Genomic DNA, 23,248 nt, shown 5'->3' with positions numbered 1-23,248 from the left:
GCTGTCGCCCCTTCGCTGCCGTGCCGACAGTGTCGCACTGCGGTGCCGGAACGTTCCGGCATGTCGGTCAACATACTTCCGCCGCCAGAGGAGGACAAGACCCCAATGTGGTAAGAAACCAGGCCGAAATCCGGCACCCCAGGGCGGAGCCGGACCGGCCGAAAGACATTCGGGAGAGCGCTAGCATCGGGGGCGTGGGCCCAGACGAGCCGGCCACCCTCCTCACCGTCGCCAAGACGGCGGGGGTGTCCAAGACGACCGCATCCGACGCGCTCAGGGGCTCGGGCCGGGTGTCCGCCGAGACCAAGGCCCGCGTGCTGGCGGCCGCCGCCGCCCTCGGCTACGTGCCCAACGGCTCGGCCCGGCACCTGCGCCGCGCGAGCACCGGCACCATCGGCCTGCACGTGCCGGAGGTGCTCACCCGGTCGGTCTACTACATGGCGTTCGTGTTCGGCGTCGTGCAGGGCGCGGCCGACAACGACTACGACGTCACGCTGATCACCTCGGGCCGCCGCACGCCGCGCGTCGACGGCCTGGTGCTCGGCGACCCGCTGGCCGACGACCCCCTTGTGGCCCGGCTCATGGGCACCGGCCTGCCCACCGTCACCTGCGAGCGCTTCCCCGGCGCGGGCCAGGCCGACGGCGTCGTGCTGTCCCAGCACGCCGAGACGGTCGGCGCGCTCATGGACCACCTGAGCGCCTCGGGCGCGACCCGCCCCGCGCTCATCGTGGCCGGCGACGCCAGCGACTGGGCCGCCTCCGTGCAGGGCGGGTTCCGCGACTGGTGCGCGCGGCACGACCTGGAGCCGCGGGTGCGCACGGTGCCGTTCGACGCGCCGCCCGACGAGGTCCGCCGCGCGGCCAGGGAGCTGCTGGCGCTGCGGCCGGAGATCGACGCGCTCGTCTGCGGCCCCGCCGGGGCGGCCGCCGGGCTGGGGCCGCTGCTGCGCGAGGAGGGCCGGATCCCCGGCCGCGACCTGCTCCTCGCCTCGTGCGTCGACAGCCAGGCGATGCAGCTCGCCGACCCGCCCATCACCTCCATCGACCTGCGGCCCCGCGAGGCGGGGGTGCGGTGCGCGGAGCTGCTGTTCGACCTGCTCGCCGGGCGGGCGCAGCGGGGCGCCGAGCGCGTCCACCCCATAGAGCTCATCGTCCGCGACTCCACCCGCCGCGCCTGAGTCCCCGCCGACTCCACGGCCCCACCTCACCCCCCGCCACAGAGGGCGCAAGCGCTTTCCCTGCTCATCGCCCCCACACGCTGCCGTGAACGCGCTCTCTCACACTCTCCGATCGTTATCTCACAGCAATTGACACCTATGGGTGAGCTTGGCGACCCTTTCGAGAGAGCGCTCTCTCAGCCGGATCACTCCCCCCCGCCCCGACCCCGGAGGGTTCCCATGCCCCCTCGCCTCCAGCGCGCGGCCGTCCCCCTGCTCACCGCCTCCCTCCTCGCCCTCGCCACGGCCTGCGGCGGCGGAGGCGGTGACACCGCCGGGACCGCCGCCAAGCCGGGAGAGAAGATCAAGCTCACCATCGGCCTGTTCGGCGACTTCGGCTTCAAGCCGCTCTACGAGGAGTACAAGAAGACCCACCCGAACATCGAGATCACCGAGAACGTCACCCAGTTCAACGACCACCACAACAACCTGGTCAAGCGCCTGGCCACCAACGCCGGCGCCGACGACATCGAGGCCGTCGAGGTCGGCTACATCAGCACCTTCACCGCCCAGCCCGCCAAGTTCCACGACCTCAAGCAGTACGGCCTGGACCGGCGGCAGGGCGAGTACCTCGACTGGAAGTGGCAGCAGGGCCTGAGCAAGCAGGGCGGCCAGCTCCTCGGCCTCGGCACCGACGTCGGCGGCCTGGCCATGTGCTACCGCAAGGACCTGTTCGCCAAGGCCGGCCTGCCCACCGACCGCACCGAGGTGGCCGCGCTCTGGCCGACCTGGGACAAGTACATCGAGACCGGCCGGAAGTTCGCGGCGTCCGGCGTGGCGGGCGCCAAGTTCGTCGACAGCCCCGGCGAGATCTTCCGCGCCATGGTCAACCAGGCCCCGACCGGCCTGTACGACGACCAGGACCAGATCATCGTGGGCTCCAACCCGGCCGTGAAGCAGGCGTGGGACCTGTCCAACCAGCTCACCTCCGAGAAGCTGACCGCCAAGCTGGCCGCCTTCTCCCCGCCGTGGAACACCGGCTTCGCCAAGGGCTCGTTCGCCACGATCATCTGCCCGGCCTGGATGACCGGCTTCATCCAGGAGCAGGCCAAGGACGCGGCCGGCAAGTGGGACATCGCGACCGTGCCCGGCGGCTCCGGCAACAGCGGCGGCTCCCACCTGATGATCCCCAAGCAGAGCAAGCACCCCAAGGAGGCGGCCGAGCTGATCGACTTCCTCACCTCCAAGGAGAACCAGGCCAAGGTCTTCAAGGAGGAGGGCACGTTCCCGTCGATCCCGGCCCTGTACGACGACCCGTCGATCCAGAGCTTCACCAAGCCCTTCTTCGGCGACGCGCCCATCGGCAAGATCTACTCGGAGGCCGCCAAGGCGCTCAAGCCGCAGCACCTCGGGCCCAAGGAGGCCGAGGTCCGCGTCGTCATCGGCGACGGCCTGGGCCGGGTCGAGCAGGGCAAGCAGACCCCCGACCAGGCCTGGGCCCAGGTGCTCGAGGACGTCAAGAAGATCAAATGAGCTCTCTGCCTCTCGCCGTGGCCCGGCGGCGGCATCGGCGGGGCGTGCGGCACACCCTCGACGTGAGGGTGTCGCCGTACGCCTACGTCGCGCCGTTCCTGCTGCTCTTCTGCGCCTTCGGGCTGTTCCCGCTGGCCTACACCGCCTGGGTGAGCCTGCACGACTGGACGCTGCTGTCGGACGAGCACGCGTTCGTCGGCGCCGCCAACTACGTCACGCTGCTGGCCGACGGCTACTTCTGGAACGCCGTGTTCAACACGCTGTCCATCGGCGTGCTGTCCACCGCGCCGCAGCTCGTCCTCGCGATCTGGCTGGCGCACCTGCTCAACCGGCCGCTGCGGTTCCAGACGCTGTTCCGGGTGTCGCTGCTGCTGCCCAACGTCACCAGCGTGGTCGCGGTCGTGGTCATCTTCAGCCAGCTCTTCGGCCGCGACTTCGGGTTGATCAACTGGGTCCTGTCCTGGTTCGGGGCCGGCGCCGTGGACTGGGCGGCGGGCACGGCCACCTCCCACGTCGCCCTGTCGACGATGATCATGTGGCGGTGGACCGGCTACAACGCGCTGATCTTCCTGGCGGCCATGCAGGCGGTCCCGCGCGAGCTGTACGAGGCGGCCACCCTCGACGGCGCGAGCGGGTTCACCCAGCTCCGCAGGATCACGCTGCCGATGATCCGGCCGACCATCGTCTTCGTGGTCGTGGTCTCCACGATCGGCGCCATGCAGATCATCGCCGAGCCCCTGCTGTTCAGCGCGAGCAGCGGCGCGGGCGGCGTCGGCGCGAGCGGCGGGCCCGACCGGCAGTACCAGACGCTCGCGCTGTTCGTCTACGAGCAGGGCTTCACCAAGTTCGACTTCGGCTACGCCGCGGCGGCCTCGTGGCTCATGTTCGTCGCCGTGGTGCTGGTCGCGGGCGTCAACTACCTGCTCACCCGCCGGATGAGGGGCGGGCTGGCATGAGGCTGCGCTACCTCACCCTCGTCGCGGTGGTCTTCTTCTCCGCCTTCCCGCTCTACTACAGCGTGGTCGTGGCCTCCCGGCACAACTCGGCGCTGGCCCAGGTGCCGCCGCCGCTGCTGCCGGGCGGCAACTTCTTCGCCAACGTCTCCCGCGTCTTCGACACCGTCCCGTTCGGCCTGGCGCTGCTCAACTCGGTACTGGTCGCGGGCTCGATCTCGGTCGCGGTGATGTTCCTGTCCACGCTGGCCGGGTTCGCGTTCGCCAAGCTCCGCTTCCGGGGGCGGGGCGCGCTGCTGCTGGTGACGGTCGCGACCATGACGGTGCCGGCGCAGCTCGGCATCATCCCGCTCTACCTGCTCATGGTGAAGCTGGAGTGGACCGGCACCATGTACGCGCTGGTCGTGCCCGCCCTGGTCAACGCATTCGGGGTGTTCTTCATGACCCAGTTCCTCTCGCGCGCCCTGCCGGGCGAGCTGCTGGAGGCGGGCCGGGTGGACGGGTGCACGACGTGGGGGCTGTTCTGGCACGTCGTGCTGCCGGTCGCGCGGCCCGCGGCGGCGGTGCTCGGCATGCTGACCTTCATGTCGGCCTGGAACGACTACTTCTGGCCGCTGGTCGTCCTCACCCCCGACAACCCGACCGTGCAGGTGGCGCTGTCCACCCTGGCCAGCGGCTACGTCAACGACTACGTGCTGGGCCTGGCCGGCACGGCGGTCGGCACCCTCCCCCTCGTCCTCGTCTTCGCCCTGTTCGGCAGGCAGATCATCGGCGGAATCATGCAAGGAGCAGTAAAAGGATGATTTTCCCGGAAAACTTCGTCTGGGGTGCCGCCACGGCCTCGTACCAGATCGAGGGGGCGGTCAAGGAGGACGGGCGCGGCCAGTCGATCTGGGACGTCTTCTCCCACACCCCCGGGAACGTGGCGGGCGGCGACACCGGCGACGTCGCCTGCGACCACTACCACCGCCACGCCGGCGACGTCGCGCTCATGCGGGAGCTCGGGCTGGCCGCCTACCGGTTCTCCGTGGCCTGGCCGCGCGTCCAGCCCGACGGCACGGGCCCCGCCAACCCGCGCGGCCTCGCCTTCTACGACCGGCTCGTGGACGAGCTGCTGGCCGCCGGCATCACCCCGTACGTCACGCTCTACCACTGGGACCTGCCCCAGGCGCTGGAGGACCGCGGCGGGTGGACCGCCCGCGACACCGCCCACCGGCTGGCCGACTACGCCGAGGCCGTGCACGCCCGGCTGGGCGACCGGGTGCGCCACTGGACGACGCTGAACGAGCCGTGGGTCTCGGCGTACCTCGGCTACGGCAACGGCGTCCACGCGCCCGGCCGCCGCGACCCGGCGGCGGCCATGCGCGCCGCGCACCACCTGCTGCTCGGCCACGGCCTCGCGGCGGCCCGGCTGCGCGAGCGGGGCGCGCAGCACCTCATGCTCGTCGTCAACTCGGCCCCCGTGCTCACCCCCGCCCAGGTCGGCGACCCGTCCGCGGTGCCGGGCGCGGCGGACGCGGCGGCCGTGGAGCGCGTCCACGCCCTGCTGACCCGGCAGTTCCTCGACCCCGTGGTCCACGGCCGCTACCCGGAGGCGGTGCTGGCGGCGGCCGAGCGCAACGGCGGCACCGGCCACCTCCAGGACGGCGACCTGGAGCTGATCGCCGCGCCGATCGACCAGATCGGCGTGAACTACTACAACCCCTGCGTGGTCGAGGCGAGCCCCGGCGAGCCGGCCGACGCCGCCTGGCCGGGCTCGGAGGACATCGGTTTCCGCGCCGCCGACGCCCCGTCCACGGCCATGGGCTGGCCGATCGTGCCCGACGGGCTGTCGCGGCTGCTGGTCCGGCTGACGCGCGACTACCCGGGCGTCCCGCTCATGGTCACCGAGAACGGCGCGGCGTTCGAGGACGTGGTGGTGGACGGCCGGGTCCACGACGCCGACCGGGTCTCCTTCCTGGAGGGGCACCTGCGCGAGGCGCACCGCGCCATCGAGGCGGGCGCCGACCTGCGCGGCTACCTCGTGTGGTCGCTGCTGGACAACTTCGAGTGGGCCGAGGGCTACCGGCGCCGGTTCGGCATCGTCCACGTCGACTACGCCACCCAGGCCCGTACACCGAAGGACAGCGCGCTGTGGTTCAGGAACGTGATCGCCAGGAACGGGCTGTAGATTCCTTCCGTGTTCACCCTCTCCCTGGCGCAGACATGAGGCGGCCGACCCTGGAGGCGGTCGCCGCCCGCGCCGGGGTCTCCCGTGCCACGGCCTCGCGGGTCGTCAACGGGCAGACGACCGTGGCGCCGAACATCCGCGACGCCGTGCTGCGCGCGATCGACGAGCTGGGCTACGTGCCCAACCCGGCCGCGCGCAGCCTGGTCACCCAGCGCACCGACTCGGTCGCGCTCGTCGTGTCGGAGCCGCCGACCCGGGTGTTCTCCGAGGACCCCCTGTTCTCCACGGTGATCCGCTCGGCGAGCGTCGAGCTGGAGACCGTCAACAAGCAGGTGGTGCTCATGCTGGCCTCCTCGGCCAGCAGTCACGCGCGGGTGGAGCGCTACATCGCGGGCGGCCACGTCGACGGGGTCATGCTCATCTCCATGCACGGGGCCGACCCGCTCCCGGCCGCGCTGTCCCGGCTGCGCGTCCCGGTCGTCTCGTACGGCCGGCCCGCCGTCCCCGTGGACATCCCGTACGTGGACAACGACAACGTGGGCGGGGCCGAGCTGGCGGTGCGCCACCTGGTGGCGGGGGGACGGCGGCGGATCGCCACGATCGCCGGCCCGCAGGACATGATCGGCGGCCAGGACCGGCTGACCGGCTACCGCAACGTGCTGCGCGACTCCGACCGCCGCTCGATCGTCGCGGTCGGCGACTTCACCCGCGAGTCGGGCGCGGTGGCGATGCGCCAGCTCCTCGGCGACGACCCGGGCCTGGACGCGGTGTTCGTGGCCAACGACCTGATGGCGGTGGGCGCGCTCCAGTCGCTGCGGCAGGCGGGCCGCCGGGTGCCGGACGACGTGGCGGTGGTGGGGTTCGACGACATCGAGGCCGCCCAGTACACCGAGCCGCCGCTGACGACGGTCCGCCATCCGGTGGTGGAGCAGGCGACGGCGATGGTGCGGCTGCTGCTCGGGCTCTTCGAGGGCGGGCCGGCCGATCCGGTCATCCTGCCGACGGAGCTGGTGGTCCGCGAGTCGGCCTGACCTCAGCGGGACGGCTCGCGCGGCGGCACGGCCCGCTGCCACGGCAGCCGGCCCTCCAGCTCCACCTGGAGCGAGAAGCTGAGGAACGTGCGGACCGCCACGATCACGGCCAGCACGCCGACGCTCCCGAACGTGGGCGAGACGGCCACGGTCCTGATGATGTCGGCCGCCACCAGCAGCTCCAGGCCGAGCAGGATCGCCCGGCCCACTCCCTGCCGGAACGTCATGTAGAGGCCGGCCACCTCCCGCGTGCGGGCGTACCGCACGCCGAAGACCACGAGCGCGGCCAGGACGCCGACGGCGATGACGAGCACGCCGGCGAAGTCCATGACCTCGCCGATGATCTCGATGACGTCCTTCACGCCGCTCCCCCCTCGGCGTCTTCATGCCCACCCCGCTCCGCGCCCGATCTCAATCCGCCTGTGATCAACGGCTGGAATGCTGGAGCCCCAGTGGAACCGCGGCCGAGGGGAGCGTCATGCCGGTGCTTACGTCCAGGGCTCGGGTACGGTTCGCCGCCTCGGCGGTGGCGCTGGCGTCGGCGGTCTTCGCCCCGCTCGGCGCGTCGTCCGCGGCGCGGGCGAGCGCGGACGTGGTCGAGTACAGCTGCACCGGCGACTCGCTGCCGGCTCTGACCGTGCGCCTCCGGGTGACGCTGACGATGCCGACCTCGGCCGTGGTGGGAGAGCAGTTCTCCATCAGGTGGAGCGGCACGTACGAGACGGGCTCGGAGCTGAAGGCGCCGTCGACGGGGCTGCCCGCGGGGCTGAACCTCTACCCGCATGCCGGGATCTCGGGGTTGACGGGGCTCACCTCCGCCACCGGCGCGGGGGCCCTCGGCGCCGTCACGCCCGGGCAGGCCATCACCCTGCCCACCGTGGAGATGAAGGCCACGGCGCGGAACCCGGGCACCGGCTCGGTCCGGCCCGGCGCGGTCACCATCGGGACGACCGAGAACGAGCCCCTGATCACGTGCCAGGCGGCCAGTACCGGGCAGCTCTCGGCGTACACGCTGACGGTCGCCGCCGGGAGCACCGACCCCGACCCGACGTCATCCCCTGACGCCTCGACCTCCGGCACGCCGACCTCCTCCGGCACCACGGAAGAGCCGGACGACTCCACGGACTCCACCGACTCCTCCGGCTCCTCCGCTGAGGAGACCACCCGCAAGCGGTCGTCCGCCGTCCCCAAGGCGGGGGCGGAGACGGGTGGCGGCGGCGAGGCGGGCCCGGACGGGCGGGCGCTCGTGCTGGGCGGGTCGGCGCTGATCATGGCGGCGGGGATCGGCGGCCTGCTGACCCGCCGCCCCCGGCGCGCCACCGGCCGCGGCTAGCCCTCCTCCGCCGCCCTCGGCGCGCCACCGGCCGCGGCCAGCCCTCCTCCGCTGCCCTCCGCGCGCCACCGGCGGCGGCCGGCCCTCCCCCGCCGCACCCGCCAGGCCCGCCGGGTCTACAGGTCGGAGCGGTCGGGCAGGCCCTGCCAGTCGCTGGCGCTGCTCACGGCGGCCGCGCCCAGCACCGTGCCGCGGTGCAGCCGTTCCTGCGGCGTCAGCCCGTCCAGCGCCGCGCTGATGTACCCGGCCACGAACGCGTCCCCCGAGCCCGCCGTGTCCACGATCGGCACCTGGAGCCCGGGCGCGTCGTAGCGCATCCGGTTGGCGCGCACGCTGGCGCCCTTCATGCCCCGGTGCACCACGACCTCCCGCTCCGGCGTGAGCGCGGGCTTGACCAGGTCCAGCTCGTCCTGGCCGAGGAACAGCAGGTGCGACTCGCAGGCCAGCTCGCTCAGCACCTCCTCCGCCTCGCGTACCGACGGCCACAGCTCCGGCACGTAGTTCACGGCGAACGAGATGACCACCTCGGCGGCGCGGGCGGCGCTCACGGCGGCGCGGACCGCTTCGAGCGCGCCCCGCCCCAGCCCCGCCGTCAGGCCGGTGACGTGCAGCATCTTCGAGGCCGCGATGCGGTCGATGGGCACGTTGCCCGGCGAGAGGGACGAGCCTGCGGACCCGGCGCGGTAGTGCGTCACCTGCGGTTCCCGGCCCACGCGCGACTCCCTGAGGAGCATCCCGGTACGGGCGCCCTCACTGACCCGTACGTCGGCGACGTCGACGCCCTCGCCCCTGAGCACCGTGAGGACTCTCGCCCCCAGTTCGTCACCCCCGACCTTGCCGAGGAAGCAGGCCCGGTGACCGAGCCGGGCCAGGCCCACGGCCAGCGTGAACTCGGGGCCGCAGACGTCGAGCCGGGCCTCGGACTCGTGGCGGACCCGGCCGCTGGAGACGACTCCCAGCGCCTCGCCAAGGGTGTAGACGTCCGTCATGGCCGAGACTGTAGCCGGTCTGTGTATCTCCACAGGATTTTCTTGTTGATTGCCCAGGTAGTGCGTGTGATCGAATTTTTGTCGTAACTTTGCTCAACCTTTTCCCCATATGGTGGCTCTAAGTAGTAAAAGCGAGCCGGCTTCCCGGGCCGGCTCCAGCGATACGGGGAGAGGAATCAGCACCCTCATGAGAAAGATCGCTGTAGGTATCGTCTCCGCCCTGGTGGGTGGGGCCATGCTCGTGTCGGGTGGCAGCACCGCCATGGCCAAGACCAAGGCGTCCACCGTCGACATCAGGGACATCTCGCCGAACCCGGTCGTCGTCAAGGGCGACGGCGAGACGGAGGCGTTCTTCAAGGTCGACGCCAGCAGCGACGTCGACAACGTCAAGCTGAGCGTCAGCCCCCTGGGTGTGCGCACGCTGCGCGCGCAGGAGGCCAAGCAGCTCGAGTCGTGGCGCTTCAGCGTCCCGTTCAACGCCGACGACGCCGAGGGCAAGTGGCGCGCCACCGCCCAGGCGTTCAAGAACGGCCAGGTCGTCGCGACCGACGAGGCCGTCTTCAGCGTCGAGATCCAGGACGAGAAGGCCGAGACGCGGATCTCCCGCTTCAGCGCCGACCCCTACAAGGTCCGCAAGGGCAAGTCGATCTGGTTCTCCGGCCGTCTCCAGGTGGATGACGAGGGCTGGGAGGGCGTTCGCGGCGAGAAGGTGAACGTCTACTACCGCGCCAACGGCTCCAGCGGCTGGAAGTGGGTGGCCTCCGCCACCACCAAGTGGGGCGGCAAGTTCACCGCCAGCACCCGCGCCTGGAGGAGCGGCACGTTCAAGGCCGTCTACGACGGCAACGACGAGCTCCAGGGCGCCGAGAGCCGCACGGACTACGTCCGCGTGGTCTCCTGGCGCCGCTGAGCCCGACCGGTCGTCATGACCGGTGAGCACGCCTGAGCACGACCCGGTCGTCATGACCGGGCGCACGTCCGAGCGCGAGCCCGGTCCCCTCGTGGGGGCCGGGCTCGCGCCTTTCCCGCCGTCGATCCCGCGCCCGCGGACGATCGTGATAGGCGGCGTCCTGGGGGTAGCGTCGAAATATGGCTGACGACCTGCTGAAAGAGTTCGACCCGTTCGACATCTTCGACGCCGAGGCGGCCAGACTCGACCGGTTCTTCTCCGGTCTGGACGACGAGGGCTGGCAACGGCCGTCGCGGTGCGCGGGGTGGTCGGTGCGTGACGTCCTCGCGCATCTGGCGGGCGAGGAGCTCTACAACCACGCCTGCCTCGACGGCAACGTCCAGGACCTGCTGGCCCGTCTCGCCCGCGAAGGGGTCAACGGGTTCCACGACTTCAACGAGTGGTCCGTACGGCAGCGCCGGCCCATGCCGGTGCAGGCCGTACTGGAGGAGTGGCGCGAGCAGAACGGCGACACCCGGCGCCGCATGCGCGAGCTGGGCGCCGACCACCTGATCGACACCATGGCCGGGCCGTACCCGGTGGGGTGGCAGACGTTCCACTACGACTCGGAGTACGCGACCCACGCCGACGACGTCGGCGCCCCGGTCTCCGACGAGGAGATCGAGGGGCGGACGCTGTGGCGGGTCGCGGTGGGGCGGTTCGTCCTGGCCGAGCAGGGGGCGGACGTCCAGGTCGAGCAGACGGCGGAGCAGATCTGGGCGTACGCCGACGGGGTGAGCGCGACGCTGTCGTACCCGGAGTTCGCCGAGGCCACGGTGGGGCGGCTCCCGGCCGGCCACGGGCTCGACCCGCGGCTGGCCGAGAGGCTGCGCTGCCTGGCCTGAACGGCCGGGGACGGGCTTGCGCGGGCCGCGGAGGAGTGCTTCCGCGGCCCGGCTCGCCCGGCGAGTGGGGGAGGAGACATGTGGCTGCGTGACCGCTCGGGAACCGAGCCGGCGTCCGCGCGCAGCCCGCTGCGCGCCCGGCGGGCGCTGTCGACGGTGGCGTTGGTGGCCGGGGTGACGGCGGCCGTGTTCTTCGCGTTCAGCGCGATGAGCACGGGCGAGGAGGTGTGGGCCTGGGAGGCGGCGATCGGCGCCGTGGTGGCGATCATCGCGGCGATCGACCTCGCGGTGGTGCGACGCCGCCGCGGCCAGTCAGGCCGCTGACCCGACGCGACCCGCGCGCGCGTTCAGGCGACGAACACGGCCTCCGTTCAGGCGACGAGCGGGCCTTCGGGACCTCCGTCCAGGCGACGAGCGGGCCTTCGGGACTTTCGCTCAGGCGACGAGCACGGCCAGGGTGAGGAGCGCCACCACCAGCAGGACCGAGAGCACGATGAGCCACACGTGCCGTGTCACCCAGCCGCGCGCGCGTTCCCCGTACGGCCGTATGTAGCCTTCGCCGCCTGCTTCGATGCTGTTGATCGCCGCGACGCGCCTGGCCAGGTCCGGGTCCTCCAAGGCCAGGGCGTACTCGATTTCCGCGAGGATGCGGCGTTCCTTTCCAGAGAGACCCATCGCGATCACCATGCTCCCACGCCGGTGAAGGCTTTGTACCCACAAGTAATGGGGGCATGCGGCTGCTCAGGCCGGAAGTGGCGCCGTAATTCGTTCGGTCAGTTCGTGCCGTACCGCTGCCTGAAACGCTCGACGCGGCCCGCGCTGTCCACGATCCGCCCGCGGCCGGTGTAGAAGGGGTGGCTGGCGGAGGAGACGTCCACGTCCACGACGGGGTACGTGCGGCCGTCCTCCCACTCGACGGTCTTCGCGCTGGTCACGGTGGACCGGGTGAGGAAGGCGAACCCCGCGCTCGGGTCACGGAAGACGACGGGGCGGTACGACGGGTGCAGGTTCTTCTTCATGCCCCCCTCAACCTGACGACAACGGTTTTCATTCCCGGGCTTCGGGATCGAGCCCGAGCACCGACCGGCCGCCGTCCACGGGCAGCGTCACGCCGCTCACGAACGCGGCGTCGTCCGACAGCAGGTACGCCACGGCGGCGGCGACCTCGGCGGCGGACGCCACCCTGCCGAGCGGGTGCAGCCGCGCCATCTCCGCCTCGATACCGGCCGCCCCCTCGGGGCCCAGCGCGGCCAGGAACTCCTCGTACCTCTCCGTCGCCACCGACCCCGGCGCGACGGCGTTGACCCGGATGCCGCGCCTGCCGTACTCGACCGCGAGCGCCCTGGTCAGGCCCTCGACGGCGGCCTTCGCCGTGGAGTACGGCAGGCTGCCGGGGACGGCCCGGCGGGCCTGGTGCGAGGTGACGTTCACGATGGCGCCGGACGTACCGGCGGCCAGGAATCGGCGCACGGCGGCGGCGCAGCCGGTGACGGCGAGGTCGAGGTTGGCCGCGATCAGCGCCCGGATCTCGGCGGTGGAGGAGGTGTGGACGGAGGCGTCGCGGAAGACGGCGGCGTTGTTCACCCAGCCGGCGAGCGTGCCGGACTCCTGGGCGAGGTCGGCCGCCCGCTCAACCACGGCCTCGTCGGAGGCGTCGCCGACGACCGGGACCACCCCGTCGCCCGCCCAGGCGAGGGCGGTGGGGTCGTGCTCGACGGCCACCACGCTGACCTTCGCGCCGCCTCCCCGACCGGCCAGCAGCCGCTCCACGACCGCCCTGCCGATCCCGCGCCCTCCGCCGGTCACCACGTACGACACGCTCATGATCCCCACGCTACGCGCAGCGTCGCGATCAGTGCGGGCTCCCGACCGGCGCGCGTTCCCGCTCAGCGGGCGTTCCCGCTCAGCACTGCTTCCCCCTCGCCGCGCGTTCCCGCCCGCCCCAGCCTCCCGCTCGGCGCACCACCCCGACCTGGACCATGCGAACAACGACATCCCCGGCGGACTGCAAGCGGCCGGCCTCCCAGGGCCACCCGCCTGGAGGACATGCGTCGGGACGAACCGGTGGCCGCCGGGAAGAACCGCCGTTCCAGCCGCCCGCCCTGGCTCGACCCGGGCACTCACTCCCCCAGCTCGCCGTCTGCGTGACCCAACGATCCGGGCGAAGCGGGCGCTGGAGCCCCAGGGGCTCGTGAATTCCTCATCGCCGTGGGCGAATCCGTGCCGGCGATCACCCCCGATCACATAAGGTAGCCGCATGGATACCCCCATCGAGGTCCTGCACCGGGTCTTCGGCTACGACTCGTTCCGGGAAGGCCAGCAGGAGATCATCGAGCACGTCGTGCAGGGCGGCGACGCGCTCGTCCTCATGCCGACCGGTGGCGGCAAGTCGCTGTGCTACCAGATCCCGGCGCTCGTGCGGCCCGGCGTCGGCGTGGTCATCTCGCCGCTGATCGCGCTCATGCAGGACCAGGTCGACGCGCTGAGAGCGCTGGGCGTCCGCGCGGGGTTCCTCAACTCGACGCAGGGCATCGACGAACGGCAGGCGGTCGAGGCGGCGTTCGTGGGCGGCGAGCTCGACCTGCTCTATCTCGCGCCCGAGCGGCTGCGGGCCGACTCCACCCTGCGCCTGCTCGACAGGGGCGACATCTCGCTGTTCGCGATCGACGAGGCGCACTGCGTGTCGCAGTGGGGCCACGACTTCCGGCCCGACTACCTCGCGCTGTCCGGCCTGCACGAGCGCTGGCCGGAGGTGCCGCGCATCGCGCTGACCGCGACCGCCACGCCGGCCACCCACGCCGAGATCTCCTCCCGGCTGGGCCTCGACCAGGCCAGGCACTTCGTGGCCGGCTTCGACCGGCCCAACATCCACTACCGCATCACGGCCAAGAGCGAGCCGAAGCGGCAGCTGCTGGAGTTCCTGCGCACCGAGCATCCCGGCGACGCGGGCATCGTCTACTGCCTGTCGCGCTCCTCGGTGGAGAAGATCGCCGAGTTCCTCGCCGACAACGGCATCCCCGCCGTGCCCTACCACGCGGGCCTCGACGCGGCCACCCGCGCCGCCCACCAGTCGCGGTTCCTGCGCGAGGACGGGCTCATCGTGGTGGCGACGATCGCGTTCGGCATGGGCATCGACAAGCCCGACGTGCGCTTCGTCGCCCACCTCGACCTGCCCAAGTCGGTCGAGGGCTACTACCAGGAGACCGGCCGCGCCGGGCGCGACGGCCTGCCCGCCACCGCCTGGATGGCCTACGGCCTGCAGGACGTCGTACAGCACCGGCGGCTGGCCCTGGAGGGCGACGAGGCGCACCGGCGGCGCCAGGTCCTCCACCTCGACGCGATGCTCGCCCTGTGCGAGACCGCCGGCTGCCGCCGCGTCATGCTGCTCGACTACTTCGGCCAGGAGCTCGACAAGCCCTGCGGCAACTGCGACACCTGCCAGGCGCCACCCGAGTCCTGGGACGCCACGGTCCCGGCTCAGAAGGTGCTGTCCACGGTGTTGCGGCTGGCCCGGGAGCGGCGGCAGAAGTTCGGGGTGGGGCAGATCGTCGACATCCTGCTCGGCAAGAAGACGGCCAAGGTGCTGCAGCACGGGCACGACGCGCTGACGGTGTTCGGCGTGGGCACCGAGCTGGGCAACACCGAGTGGCACGGGGTGGTGCGCCAGCTCCTCGCGCAGGGGCTGCTGGCGGTCGAACCGGCCCACGGCGCGCTCGTGCTCACCGACGCGAGCGCCGACGTGCTGCGGGGGCAGCGCGAGGTCCGCCTGCGCCGCGACGCCCCGCGCCCCACCCGCTCCCGGCCGTCCGGCGGCGGCGGTTCCTCACGGCAGGCGGTGGAGCTGCCGGCGGAGGCGGCGCCCGTCTTCGAGCGCCTGCGCGCCTGGCGCGCCGCCACGGCCAAGGAGCAGGGCGTCCCGGCGTACGTCATCTTCCACGACGCCACGCTGCGCGAGATCGCCACGCTGGCGCCCTCGTCGCTGGCGGAGCTGGGCAAGGTCAGTGGGGTCGGGGAGAACAAGCTGGCGAAGTACGGCGAACAGGTCCTGGAAACCCTGGCCTCGTGACACGACCCCGCCGGGCTGGGCTTGCGGCGTGCAGTTCGGAGGGCGGGGGCGGCGCGACATCGCCGCCTATTCGTCGCGGCGGACTTGGCGGGTGAAATCGTCGGGGTCACGGAGCGCCTGACGGGACGGAGCGCCTGACGGGAACGTGGGGAGGGCGGGCGCGCTCGCTTGGGAAGCGGGGAACGATGAGCGCGCTTGGCTCACAGCCGCAAGAAGTGCCGGCGGCTCGCGGGGCTTGTAAGGGGCTGGGCGCGCTGGACCGACCTCTCGCGACGGCCGCTAACCGTTCGCGAGAGCTGGACGGCAGCTAACCGTTCGCTGGAGCTAGGGAGAGTTGGACGCGCTGGGCCGACCCTCTCGACGGCCGCGTGCCGTTCGCTGGAGCTAGGGAGAGTTGGACGCGCTGGGCCGACCCTCTCGACGGCCGCGTGCCGTTCGCTGGAGCTAGGGAGAGTCGGACGCGCTGGGCCGACCCTCTCGACGGCCGCGTGCCGTTCGCTGGAGCTAGGGAGAGTCGGACGCGCTGGGCCGACCCTCTCGACGGCCGCGTGCCGTTCGCTGGAGCTAGGGCCTGTTGTGTGGGCCTCAGCAGAGCACCGGTGATGGAGCCGACGAAGCAGAGGTCGGCGCCTCAGGGCGGTGCGGCTGCTGCCCTCGCCGCTGTTGGGAGCGAAGGCGACCAGCGTGGTGCGCCGCGGGCCACGATGACTGAGCTGCGCCCGAGACGGATATTTGATCTGACTGCATGGCACGGCCGGAGCGCGAGTGGCATGCTACGCCAGTGCAGACGATCAAGAAAGCGGTCGCGGTATCGGCGATGGCCGTGGTCTTGGTGGTCGCGGTGCTGATCTTTGCCCCCACCTACGGATACGCCGCGGTGGATTTTGCCACGTGCAAGGTTCAGGTGGCGCAGCAGCATCCTGCGCTGCAGAAGGAAGTGACCCCGCTGCTGGCCCGGTTGTTCCCCGCGGGCTCGGTCACAGCGATCGACCGTGAGGACAACTGCGAGTTCGAACCGCTTCCTGACTTGATTCCCGTACCGAGCGCCAGCGTGGTCGTGACGGTGGCGGATGATGCCCAGCACGTTCGAGGCGCCCTGGCCGTCATGCGTCGCGAAGGCTGGCGGGATGTGGAGCCCGTCGAGGAACCGGATTCACTACAGATGGTGGGGCTGACGAAGAAGTTCTCGCACGGCACCGTCGAGATGTCCATCGAGTACGACCCCAGCGTATCTGGCGGTTCGGGCGTACTCACGTGGGAGTTCTTCTTCGAATATTCCTAGGGAGTCGGGCCCGCTGGGCTGACCCTCGCGACGGCCGCCAGCCGTTCGCGAGAGCGAGAGCTGGGGAGAGTCGGGCGCGCTGGGGTGGTCCTCGCGACGGGTGGGAGTGGTTCGCGGGGGGCTCGTGAGGGTTCGGGCGCGCTTGAGCGGTGCTTACGTGCACCAGTTGGACGCGATCGACTCGCAGCCAGGAGGTTGAGGCGGTCGGCTGGGAACCAGGAGAGCGGGGCGGTCGGCTCGGGAGTCACGAGAGCCAGAGCGACCGATCCAGGGACCGGCAGAGCCAGAGCGGCCAACGCAGGAAGCAGGAGGGCCAGGGCGATCAGGTTGTCTGGCTTTGGTGGTCGGGGGTCCCTGGCGCTGCTGGTCACATCAGGTGTGGCGGCTGTCGGCGTGCTGAGCGTCGAGCAGCGTGGCGGCGCGGTCGAGGGTCTCGCGGACGTTCGCCTCGGTCGTCAGCTCCCGGGCCTCGGTGGTGGTGAGCCAGCGCAGCGGCGCGTCCTCCCGCTCGGGCCGTACGGCGTCGGGTGAGCCGGTGGCCAGCATGAAGCGCAGGTCGGCGTGCTCGTGGGCGGGTTCGTGCGGTGCGGCGGGCACCGGGACGATCACCAGGTGAAGGGGACTCGAGTCCGGCCAGGGCGCCAGGTCGGTCAGTCCGGTCTCCTCGGCGCCCTCGCGCAGCGCGATCGCCAGCGGGTCGGTCTCGCCGGGGTCGGCGTGCCCGCCCACGAGGATCCAGGCGTGCTGACGGGCATGCCAGCGCAGCAACACCCGTCGCGTCGGCGGATGCACGATGAGCGCCGTCGCGGTCAGGTGCAACGGGAGCTCGCGCCCCCAGGGGCCGCCGGGGCCGTCCAGGATCTTCCGCGTCCGTTCGGCGTCCACGGCCTCGACGGCGTTTCGCGGCTCCGGCAGCACCAGCATGAATCTCTCCTTCGTACGTGCGCCTGAGAGGGTCCCACATCGCCGCACCGGTGCGACACCGAATATCGCCGGGGGCGCCGTGAACAGGGCGGGCGCCCAGCTCGGTGGACAACTGCCGGTTGTGCCGTGTCGGCGTGTCGGCTGTTGGACTCCCCGGGTCGGCCACCGTTTTGATGGCGCCGCGCCACCGTCGCGCACGACCACCGACCCCCGCCGGACACGTTCGCCAGCCCACGTCCGCCGGCCCACGTCCGCCGGCCACGTCCGCTGGACATCCCCTCACCCAAGGAGAGACATGACCGTCACGACCCCGACGCTGGACCCTCGGACGAGCGCGCTGCTCGTCATGGACTACCAGCCGGCGATCCTGGCCTCGCTCCCCGGGTCCGCCGAGCCGGAAGCGCTGCTGTCCCGGGTGGCGGACGCGATCGCCGGCATGCGGGCGCACGGTGCGGTCATCGCCCACGTGCGGGTGGGCTTCACCGAGGCCGACTGGGCGGCGATCCCGCCGGCCAACAAGACGTTCTCCTTCGTCGCCCGGCAGCGCCTGATGCACCACGAGGAGCCCGGCACCGCCTTCCACGATCGGCTCGTCCCCGAGCCCGGTGACATCACCGTCCGCAAGACCCGCTACGGCGCGCTGTCCACCACGGACCTCGACCGCCGGCTGCGGGAGCGCGGGGTCACGACCCTGGTCATCGCCGGGGTCACCACCAGCGGCGTCGTGCTGTCCACCGTCACCGACGCCGCCGACCGCGACTACCGGCTCCACGTCCTGTCCGACTGCGTCGCCGACCCGGATCAGGCAACCCACCACGCTCTGATGACCGGCGTCTTTCCGAGGATGGCCCACGTCGTCGACACCGCCGGACTGCGGTCCTTGCTGCGCGGGAGCCGCCCCGGGCAGGCAGTTTCGGCGCGGGGCGGTGGCGACGGCCCCACGAAGAACGGTCGTCGCCACCGCACTGACCCCGAAACCGGGCGGTCAGCTTCACTGCCACATTAGCCGGACAATCGGCGTGGCGCTCTCGGCGCCACTCCCGCCCGCTACGTACAGTGATCATGAACTGTCGCTTCGTGGTAACAGGGGGAACCATGAGAAGCCTCATCGCCGCCGGCCCGCTGCTCCTCGCCGCCGTGCTGGTCGGCGCGGCGGCGGGCCCGGCCGCCGCCGCGCAGAGGGACGACGGCATCGGGAACGAGTGCAGCTCGTCCTCACGCACCTCGTCCACCTGGGTGTACGCGGTCAACGACGAGGTGGTGTCCGGGTCCTACACCTCCGAGGTGTGCAAGGATCCCGCGATCGGCTGGCAGCCGTACTGGTGGGAGAACATCGTCAACGAGACCGACGACCTGGGGTCGTACGAGCAGTGACGCGTGAGCGGTGAGCGTGCGCGAGCGCATGCTCCTGACGCCGGTCCGAGTCGCCTCTCGGACCGGCGCACCGCACACCCCGCGAGGCCGCCGCCCTCCACCTTTTTCCCGAAAGGCATTCGGTGCGCTCCGCCGGGAATTCCGGAAAGAAAATCACCGGCATCGGCAGCACGGCGGCAAATAGTTGTGGCGTAACCTCTTGCCATGAATCCGGACTCCGGCCGCCAGGAATGGGGCGACCGAGGAAGAAAGCGCACCGTGGTGGCCGGCTGCCTGGTCGTCGGGGCGATAGGGGCAATTATCTGGCTCATTGCCCTGGGTGTGATCCTGTATTTCCTTTTACGATCATAAATCGCGGTTGGAACCTCCTGCGGCGTTCCGGTGTACGGGACGTGAGAGAACGAGGAGGCGTCGTGAGATCGATCGTTGTGGTGGTGCTCATGCTGGCTGCCGGATGCGCGAGAACCCCGGGAGCGCCGCCGAGTGCCGGTCCCGCCGTGGCGGCGGGATGCCCGGGGGCGTCGGGGGTCAGCGCGGACGGCGGGCTGCCGGAGGTGCGCGGGGAGGGGCGGGGCGCGGAGGTGTGGGGGCTGTTGTTCGCACCCGTGCCGTTCGAGCGCGGACGCGAGGTGAAGATCGTGTGGCGCATGACCGGTGAGGGCCCCCTGACGGTCACGGCCACGCTGCCCGACGGCACCCGGGCCCGCCGCACGTTCGGGCCCGAGCAGCACGGCGGGTCCACGTGGAAGCGGCCGGGCGACGAGTGGGGCACGGGATTCATGTTCCCGAAGGCGGGCTGCTGGCGATTCGACCTGACCAGGACGCGCGGGACCGGCCAGGTGCGGCTGCCCGTCCGCTGACCCCATGGGCCGGCGCGCCCCTCCGCCCCGGCGTGGGGCATGTCCGTCCCGTCCGCGACCCCTGTCGCCGCCACGTGGGCGGCGCGGGCAGGGGTCCCGGACGGGGGTCGCGGACAAGGGGTCGCGGACACGGGTCGCGGACAGGGGTCGCGGACAGGGGTCGCGGACAGGGGTCGCGGACAAGGGGTCGCGGACGGGCGTCACGGCGTCAGCTTGTCGGCCTCCCGGACGTCGTGGAGATGGATGAGGACGTCGAAGGAGCGGGCGAGCGCGAGGTCGGCCGGCGGGTAGGGGTACTGCGTGCCGATGTTGCGCGTGGGGCGGGCGACGTCGAGCCAGGCGCGCGCCGCCGCCGGGGCGTCGCGGACGTCGAGGTAGTAGTCCTCGTGACGGACCTGGTCGAGGGTGTACTCGTTCATGCCGGGCGTGGCCGCTCCCACGGTGAACTTCTTCCAGTCGCCGCCGAGGGCGGCGTCCTTCGACAGGAAGGAGCCCTGGTGGAAGGTGAAGCCGATGGGGAGGTACTTCGGGCCCAGCGTGTCGCGCAGGAACGATCCCTGCGTCTTGGGATACATCGTGGGCTCGCCGGCCGTGTAGCCGACGTGGTCGTTCTGCGCCGACAGCAGGATCTTGTCGCCGGTGCGCCGCTGCCACCAGGTGATGTTCTGGGCCATCACCTGGTCACGGAAGCGCTGGGCGGTGGCCACCGAGTCCGGGTCCTTGACGTCCATGGTGAGGAATCTGGCGGTCTGGGCGATGGATCGGGCGTTCTGCTCGGCCCAGGCGAACTCGTCTCCGCCGGGGCCCTTCTGGCTGATGATCAGCTCCAGGGCCTGCTCCGCCTGGTCGGCGAGCCGCAGGCGTTCCGCTTGGGGCTTGCCCAGGTAGGCGAAGACGTCGTCGATCGGCCGCAAGCCGGCGTAGAGCTCGTTGAGCCGCGCGAGCGACTCGGGGTGGTGCTCGCGCACGTAGCCGGTCACCCGGCCGAAGAACGCGTCACTCAGTGTGGGGGCGCCGAGGTCGTCGCCCATGAAGTGGACGGTGCGGCCGGGGTGGCGGCGGTTGTGGTCGCGCATCCACTCGATGAGGCTCACGAACTCCTCGCGGTCCCATGGCGAGCCGGCCAGCGTCTCCTTCGCGATCTCGCGGGCGTTCCCCCTGCCGGTCTGGAGGTAGTCGTCGATCACGAGTCCGGCGGACCAGCTCAGCTCCAGAGCGAAGGTGGTGAAGCCCTTCTCCTCGACGAGGTAGCGGAAGACCCGCTCCTTCATGGTGAAGAACTCGTGGGAGCCGTGGGTGGCCTCACCGAGGCCCACCACTCCGGCGTCGCCGATCATCGCGCCCAGGGCTCGCAGGTCGGCCGTCCTCCTCCCGGGCTCGGTCGTGCGCAGCGGGTGCGCCGCCTGCTCCAGCGCGTGGACGGGGTTCCGCTTCCCGCCGGCCGTGTCGGCCAGGGCCGCCTGAGCCGTCACGGCGGCGATGACCGCTCCCGTCGCGATCACCGCGGTCCCCAGTCGACGCCGCCGGCTGACGCGCTTCCAGTCCCTGGCCATGCTGATTACCCCTATGCCTTGCGTGTTGCCACGTGCGATCCATACGCCGACGAGAGTATGGGCCACGTGTGCACGCCTCCCATGACGCTGACCTGCGTCTTTGGGATGAGGCGGGCTGGTGTGCCCGGGTGGGGCGGCCCCTACCCGGGGGCGCGGGATGACCCCCGGCGGGGCCTCAGGCCGGCAGGACGCGGTCGATGAACGCGGTCACGTCCGCCAGGACCTCCTCCCGGTTCGTCTCGTTGAAGACCTCGTGGCGGGCGCCCGGGTAGACGCGCTCGGTGAGGTCCGTCCCCCTGATCGCCTCGATCCCCGTGCGGGTGCCGGTCAGGGGCACCAGCCGGTCGTCCTCGCCGTGGACCCACAGCGTGGGCAGCGCGCCGAGCGAGCCCGCCTTGGTGATCGTGGCCAGGGTGGTGGCGAACGCCTCCAGCGTGGGCCGCTTGAACGGCCCGTGCCAGACCAGGGGGTCGGCCGCGTAGGCGGCCCCCACGGCCGGGTCGCGGCTGAGCGTCGCCGGGTCGATGGGCACGTCCGGCGGCTCCTCGTACGCGAGCAGCTCGGAGATCGGTCCCCACTCCCCCAGCACCGGCCCCGACAGCACCAGCGCCGTCAGGCCCTCGCCGTGCCGCTGGGCGTAGCGGGCGGCGATCATGCCGCCCATCGAGTGGCCGATCATCACGACCGGCACCCCCGGGTGCCGCCGCACGGCGTGCTCGCGGAGGGTGTGGACGTCGGTCACCACGTCCTCGAAGTCCCTCACCAGCGCCCGGTCGCCTTCCGACCTGCCGTGCCCCAGGTGGTCCACCCCGTACACCGCCGCGCCGTCGCCGGTGAGCGTGCCGGCCACCCATGCGTAGCGTCCGAGGTGCTCGCCGTACCCGTGGACGAGGACGGCCAGGTAGCGGGGGCTCTCGTGCGGCCACTCGCGGGCCGCGAGCGCGCCGTGGGTGCCGGTGAGGGGGTGTTCGCGTGACGTCGCCATGCCCTGGGATATCTCCGCGCGGGCGTTGATCTACGCGCGCACGGAGCAGCACGTCCGTAATGTGGCGCAAGAGGATGATAAAAGATGAAAACTTCTGCCACTGGTGACAAGTAGGGCGAAAACTGTTTTAATCCGACGCTAGGTGGCCCCGGGGTGCCATGACCCGGAGTGACCGTTTCCTCGAGTCACGGCTTCGTGGGAAAGGCAGGCCCGTGGGAGCTCCAAGTGGCGAAGTAGTCGTCACGGGCGGTCTCGGTTTCATCGGCTCACATCTGGTGGACGCCTACCTGGAGGCGGGCCACCCCGTACGGATCATCGACTCCGACGCCGGCGCGGTCATCGACGGCGAGGACTACGACGCGAACCCCCGCTGCACGGTCGTCCGGCGGCGCGTGGAGGACTACCTGGCCGGCGGCGGCGACTTCCGGGGCGTGGACCGCGTCATCCACGCCGCCTCCTACGTCGGCCCCGCCAGCATCCTGTCCAGGTCGGGCCGGCTCGGCCACGACATCATCGGCAGCACGGCCCCGGTCATCGAGGCGTGCGCGAGCGCGGGCGTGCCGCTGTGCGTGTTCAGCTCGGCCGAGGTGTACGGCCGCAGCGGCGTGCTCGACGAGAAGGACGACATCGTCGTCCCGACCCACTACAACACCCGCATCGAGTACGCCATCGCCAAGACCCTGGCCGAGGCGATGGTGGCCAACAGCCGGCGGCACGGGCTGCGCGGCATCGTCATCAGGCCGTTCAACGTCGCCGGGGCGCGCCAGTCGCGGGCCGGCGGCTTCGTCATGCCGACGTTCGTGCAGCAGGCGCTGGCCGGGCGGCCGATCACCGTGTTCGCGGGCGGCGACCAGGTGCGCGCGTTCATCGCGGCCGGCGACCTGACCGGCTTCCTGCTCGGCTACATGGACGCGGCGCTGGAGGGGGACGACGTCGTCATCAACGTCGGCAACCCGGCCAACGCCGTCACCATCATGGAGCTGGCCGAACGCGTCAAGGCGCTGCTCGACAGCCCGTCGCCGATCGTCCGGGTGGACGGGAGGAGCGTGCACGGCCCGCACTACGCGGAGGCGGAGTCGTTCCACAAGATCCCGGCGCTGCGTGCGGCCACCGGCCTGGGCTGGCGGCCCCGGGTGCCGCTCGACGAGCTGATCCTGAGCACGGCCGACTACTACCGCGCACGAGAGGACCGAAGGGCAGTGAATGCACCGCTTTAGCCATCCATGCGGACGGCGGTGACCGGG

24 protein-coding genes are annotated in these 23,248 nt (G+C 71.6%); 16 read left to right on the top strand and 8 right to left on the bottom strand.

Annotated elements, in window-relative coordinates; translation table 11 throughout:
- Nucleotides 1-194 precede the first annotated feature (194 nt).
- The 6 genes from HT134_RS14845 (at nucleotide 195) to HT134_RS14820 (ending at nucleotide 6,844) form a co-directional block, all read left to right on the top strand.
- Nucleotides 195-1,178 carry a LacI family DNA-binding transcriptional regulator gene (locus tag HT134_RS14845; protein ID WP_217707819.1) on the top strand — a complete coding sequence of 328 codons (984 nt, stop codon included), beginning with the start codon at nucleotides 195-197 and terminating at the stop codon, nucleotides 1,176-1,178.
- A gap of 219 nt (nucleotides 1,179-1,397) precedes the next feature.
- Nucleotides 1,398-2,690, top strand: coding sequence for an ABC transporter substrate-binding protein (locus HT134_RS14840; protein ID WP_175600908.1), 1,293 nt, complete (start codon nucleotides 1,398-1,400; stop codon nucleotides 2,688-2,690).
- Nucleotides 2,687-3,646, top strand: coding sequence for a carbohydrate ABC transporter permease (locus HT134_RS14835; protein ID WP_175600907.1), 960 nt, complete (start codon nucleotides 2,687-2,689; stop codon nucleotides 3,644-3,646). The genes HT134_RS14840 and HT134_RS14835 overlap by 4 nt, the downstream gene beginning before the upstream one ends.
- Nucleotides 3,643-4,446 (top strand): carbohydrate ABC transporter permease, encoded by an 804-nt coding sequence (locus HT134_RS14830; RefSeq protein ID WP_175600906.1) that lies wholly within the window; start codon nucleotides 3,643-3,645, stop codon nucleotides 4,444-4,446. The genes HT134_RS14835 and HT134_RS14830 overlap by 4 nt, the downstream gene beginning before the upstream one ends.
- Nucleotides 4,443-5,813, top strand: a complete 1,371-nt coding sequence (locus HT134_RS14825; protein WP_175600905.1) for a GH1 family beta-glucosidase — start codon at nucleotides 4,443-4,445, stop codon at nucleotides 5,811-5,813. Before HT134_RS14830 ends, HT134_RS14825 begins: the two co-directional genes overlap by 4 nt.
- A gap of 35 nt (nucleotides 5,814-5,848) precedes the next feature.
- Complete coding sequence (locus HT134_RS14820) at nucleotides 5,849-6,844, top strand: LacI family DNA-binding transcriptional regulator (protein ID WP_175600904.1); 996 nt, start codon at nucleotides 5,849-5,851, stop codon at nucleotides 6,842-6,844.
- Nucleotides 6,845-6,846: 2 nt separating this feature from the next.
- Here the strand turns inward: HT134_RS14820 and HT134_RS14815 are convergent, their stop codons facing one another.
- The gene (locus HT134_RS14815; RefSeq protein ID WP_312888128.1) at nucleotides 6,847-7,206 is read right to left on the bottom strand and encodes a DUF1622 domain-containing protein; all 360 of its coding nucleotides are present in this window, start codon (nucleotides 7,204-7,206) and stop codon (nucleotides 6,847-6,849) included.
- A gap of 116 nt (nucleotides 7,207-7,322) precedes the next feature.
- Between HT134_RS14815 and HT134_RS14810 the strand changes: the two genes are divergently transcribed.
- Nucleotides 7,323-8,177, top strand: coding sequence for a hypothetical protein (locus tag HT134_RS14810; protein ID WP_175600903.1), 855 nt, complete (start codon nucleotides 7,323-7,325; stop codon nucleotides 8,175-8,177).
- Between the two features lie 116 nt (nucleotides 8,178-8,293).
- Here the strand turns inward: HT134_RS14810 and HT134_RS14805 are convergent, their stop codons facing one another.
- Nucleotides 8,294-9,166, bottom strand: a complete 873-nt coding sequence (locus HT134_RS14805) for a sugar kinase (RefSeq protein WP_175600902.1) — start codon at nucleotides 9,164-9,166, stop codon at nucleotides 8,294-8,296.
- A 187-nt stretch (nucleotides 9,167-9,353) separates the two neighbouring features.
- On the opposite strand from HT134_RS14805, the gene HT134_RS14800 reads away from it, so the two are divergent.
- From HT134_RS14800 to HT134_RS14790, 3 genes are all read left to right on the top strand, one after another.
- A complete protein-coding gene (locus HT134_RS14800) occupies nucleotides 9,354-10,076 on the top strand; it encodes a hypothetical protein (protein ID WP_175600901.1) in 723 nt (240 codons plus the stop codon).
- Nucleotides 10,077-10,255: 179 nt separating this feature from the next.
- Nucleotides 10,256-10,960: a maleylpyruvate isomerase family mycothiol-dependent enzyme gene (locus HT134_RS14795; protein ID WP_175600900.1), complete on the top strand. Its 705-nt coding sequence runs from the start codon at nucleotides 10,256-10,258 to the stop codon at nucleotides 10,958-10,960.
- Nucleotides 10,961-11,038: 78 nt separating this feature from the next.
- Nucleotides 11,039-11,284, top strand: a complete 246-nt coding sequence (locus tag HT134_RS14790) for a DUF6343 family protein (RefSeq protein ID WP_175600899.1) — start codon at nucleotides 11,039-11,041, stop codon at nucleotides 11,282-11,284.
- Between the two features lie 111 nt (nucleotides 11,285-11,395).
- Here HT134_RS14790 and HT134_RS14785 read toward each other — a convergent pair whose 3' ends face one another.
- From HT134_RS14785 to HT134_RS14775, 3 genes are all read right to left on the bottom strand, one after another.
- Nucleotides 11,396-11,647, bottom strand: coding sequence for a DUF3040 domain-containing protein (locus tag HT134_RS14785; protein WP_175600898.1), 252 nt, complete (start codon nucleotides 11,645-11,647; stop codon nucleotides 11,396-11,398).
- A gap of 86 nt (nucleotides 11,648-11,733) precedes the next feature.
- Nucleotides 11,734-11,979, bottom strand: a complete 246-nt coding sequence (locus HT134_RS14780; protein ID WP_175594158.1) for a type B 50S ribosomal protein L31 — start codon at nucleotides 11,977-11,979, stop codon at nucleotides 11,734-11,736.
- A 28-nt stretch (nucleotides 11,980-12,007) separates the two neighbouring features.
- Nucleotides 12,008-12,784, bottom strand: a complete 777-nt coding sequence (locus HT134_RS14775; protein WP_175600897.1) for an SDR family NAD(P)-dependent oxidoreductase — start codon at nucleotides 12,782-12,784, stop codon at nucleotides 12,008-12,010.
- Between the two features lie 433 nt (nucleotides 12,785-13,217).
- Between HT134_RS14775 and recQ the strand changes: the two genes are divergently transcribed.
- Nucleotides 13,218-15,026 carry a DNA helicase RecQ gene (gene recQ, locus HT134_RS14770; RefSeq protein ID WP_175600896.1) on the top strand — a complete coding sequence of 603 codons (1,809 nt, stop codon included), beginning with the start codon at nucleotides 13,218-13,220 and terminating at the stop codon, nucleotides 15,024-15,026.
- Between the two features lie 781 nt (nucleotides 15,027-15,807).
- Complete coding sequence (locus tag HT134_RS14765) at nucleotides 15,808-16,308, top strand: hypothetical protein (RefSeq protein ID WP_175600895.1); 501 nt, start codon at nucleotides 15,808-15,810, stop codon at nucleotides 16,306-16,308.
- A gap of 372 nt (nucleotides 16,309-16,680) precedes the next feature.
- On the opposite strand, the gene HT134_RS14760 is transcribed toward HT134_RS14765, so the two are convergent.
- Nucleotides 16,681-17,232, bottom strand: coding sequence for an NUDIX hydrolase (locus tag HT134_RS14760; RefSeq protein WP_175600894.1), 552 nt, complete (start codon nucleotides 17,230-17,232; stop codon nucleotides 16,681-16,683).
- 295 nt (nucleotides 17,233-17,527) lie between these two features.
- Between HT134_RS14760 and HT134_RS14755 the strand changes: the two genes are divergently transcribed.
- The 3 genes from HT134_RS14755 (at nucleotide 17,528) to HT134_RS14745 (ending at nucleotide 19,466) form a co-directional block, all read left to right on the top strand.
- Entirely contained in the window at nucleotides 17,528-18,238 is a 711-nt protein-coding gene (locus HT134_RS14755) for a cysteine hydrolase family protein (RefSeq protein WP_175600893.1), read from the top strand.
- 89 nt (nucleotides 18,239-18,327) lie between these two features.
- The gene (locus HT134_RS14750; protein ID WP_175600892.1) at nucleotides 18,328-18,606 is read left to right on the top strand and encodes a hypothetical protein; all 279 of its coding nucleotides are present in this window, start codon (nucleotides 18,328-18,330) and stop codon (nucleotides 18,604-18,606) included.
- Between the two features lie 413 nt (nucleotides 18,607-19,019).
- Nucleotides 19,020-19,466, top strand: coding sequence for a hypothetical protein (locus HT134_RS14745; protein ID WP_175600891.1), 447 nt, complete (start codon nucleotides 19,020-19,022; stop codon nucleotides 19,464-19,466).
- Between the two features lie 200 nt (nucleotides 19,467-19,666).
- On the opposite strand, the gene HT134_RS14740 is transcribed toward HT134_RS14745, so the two are convergent.
- Nucleotides 19,667-21,019, bottom strand: a complete 1,353-nt coding sequence (locus HT134_RS14740; protein ID WP_175600890.1) for an erythromycin esterase family protein — start codon at nucleotides 21,017-21,019, stop codon at nucleotides 19,667-19,669.
- Between the two features lie 175 nt (nucleotides 21,020-21,194).
- A complete protein-coding gene (locus tag HT134_RS14735) occupies nucleotides 21,195-22,004 on the bottom strand; it encodes an alpha/beta hydrolase (protein ID WP_175600889.1) in 810 nt (269 codons plus the stop codon).
- Nucleotides 22,005-22,216: 212 nt separating this feature from the next.
- On the opposite strand from HT134_RS14735, the gene HT134_RS14730 reads away from it, so the two are divergent.
- On the top strand, nucleotides 22,217-23,221 hold the full coding sequence (locus tag HT134_RS14730; RefSeq protein ID WP_175594169.1) for an NAD-dependent epimerase/dehydratase family protein: 1,005 nt from the start codon (nucleotides 22,217-22,219) through the stop codon (nucleotides 23,219-23,221).
- Nucleotides 23,222-23,248 lie beyond the last annotated feature (27 nt).

Source organism: Nonomuraea rhodomycinica, assembly GCF_013363995.1.
GTDB lineage: Bacteria > Actinomycetota > Actinomycetes > Streptosporangiales > Streptosporangiaceae > Nonomuraea > Nonomuraea rhodomycinica.
The sequence above is the reverse complement of the archived record's forward strand: the minus strand, read 5'-3'. Positions and strand labels throughout refer to the sequence as shown.

What these genes read in the sequence shown, in the direction of transcription:
- HT134_RS14840 (WP_175600908.1), top strand. Translation starts at nt 1,398, where the DNA reads ATGCCCCCTCGCCTCCAGCGCGCGGCCGTCCCCCTGCTCACCGCCTCC.
- HT134_RS14790 (WP_175600899.1), top strand. Translation starts at nt 11,039, where the DNA reads ATGTGGCTGCGTGACCGCTCGGGAACCGAGCCGGCGTCCGCGCGCAGC.
- HT134_RS14740 (WP_175600890.1), bottom strand. Translation starts at nt 21,019, where the DNA reads ATGGCCAGGGACTGGAAGCGCGTCAGCCGGCGGCGTCGACTGGGGACC.
- HT134_RS14800 (WP_175600901.1), top strand. Translation starts at nt 9,354, where the DNA reads ATGAGAAAGATCGCTGTAGGTATCGTCTCCGCCCTGGTGGGTGGGGCC.
- HT134_RS14780 (WP_175594158.1), bottom strand. Translation starts at nt 11,979, where the DNA reads ATGAAGAAGAACCTGCACCCGTCGTACCGCCCCGTCGTCTTCCGTGAC.
- HT134_RS14830 (WP_175600906.1), top strand. Translation starts at nt 3,643, where the DNA reads ATGAGGCTGCGCTACCTCACCCTCGTCGCGGTGGTCTTCTTCTCCGCC.
- HT134_RS14820 (WP_175600904.1), top strand. Translation starts at nt 5,849, where the DNA reads ATGAGGCGGCCGACCCTGGAGGCGGTCGCCGCCCGCGCCGGGGTCTCC.
- recQ (WP_175600896.1), top strand. Translation starts at nt 13,218, where the DNA reads ATGGATACCCCCATCGAGGTCCTGCACCGGGTCTTCGGCTACGACTCG.
- HT134_RS14775 (WP_175600897.1), bottom strand. Translation starts at nt 12,784, where the DNA reads ATGAGCGTGTCGTACGTGGTGACCGGCGGAGGGCGCGGGATCGGCAGG.
- HT134_RS14755 (WP_175600893.1), top strand. Translation starts at nt 17,528, where the DNA reads ATGACCGTCACGACCCCGACGCTGGACCCTCGGACGAGCGCGCTGCTC.
- HT134_RS14750 (WP_175600892.1), top strand. Translation starts at nt 18,328, where the DNA reads ATGAGAAGCCTCATCGCCGCCGGCCCGCTGCTCCTCGCCGCCGTGCTG.
- HT134_RS14735 (WP_175600889.1), bottom strand. Translation starts at nt 22,004, where the DNA reads ATGGCGACGTCACGCGAACACCCCCTCACCGGCACCCACGGCGCGCTC.
- HT134_RS14795 (WP_175600900.1), top strand. Translation starts at nt 10,256, where the DNA reads ATGGCTGACGACCTGCTGAAAGAGTTCGACCCGTTCGACATCTTCGAC.
- HT134_RS14805 (WP_175600902.1), bottom strand. Translation starts at nt 9,166, where the DNA reads ATGACGGACGTCTACACCCTTGGCGAGGCGCTGGGAGTCGTCTCCAGC.
- HT134_RS14760 (WP_175600894.1), bottom strand. Translation starts at nt 17,232, where the DNA reads ATGCTGGTGCTGCCGGAGCCGCGAAACGCCGTCGAGGCCGTGGACGCC.
- HT134_RS14785 (WP_175600898.1), bottom strand. Translation starts at nt 11,647, where the DNA reads ATGGTGATCGCGATGGGTCTCTCTGGAAAGGAACGCCGCATCCTCGCG.
- HT134_RS14810 (WP_175600903.1), top strand. Translation starts at nt 7,323, where the DNA reads ATGCCGGTGCTTACGTCCAGGGCTCGGGTACGGTTCGCCGCCTCGGCG.
- HT134_RS14825 (WP_175600905.1), top strand. Translation starts at nt 4,443, where the DNA reads ATGATTTTCCCGGAAAACTTCGTCTGGGGTGCCGCCACGGCCTCGTAC.
- HT134_RS14835 (WP_175600907.1), top strand. Translation starts at nt 2,687, where the DNA reads ATGAGCTCTCTGCCTCTCGCCGTGGCCCGGCGGCGGCATCGGCGGGGC.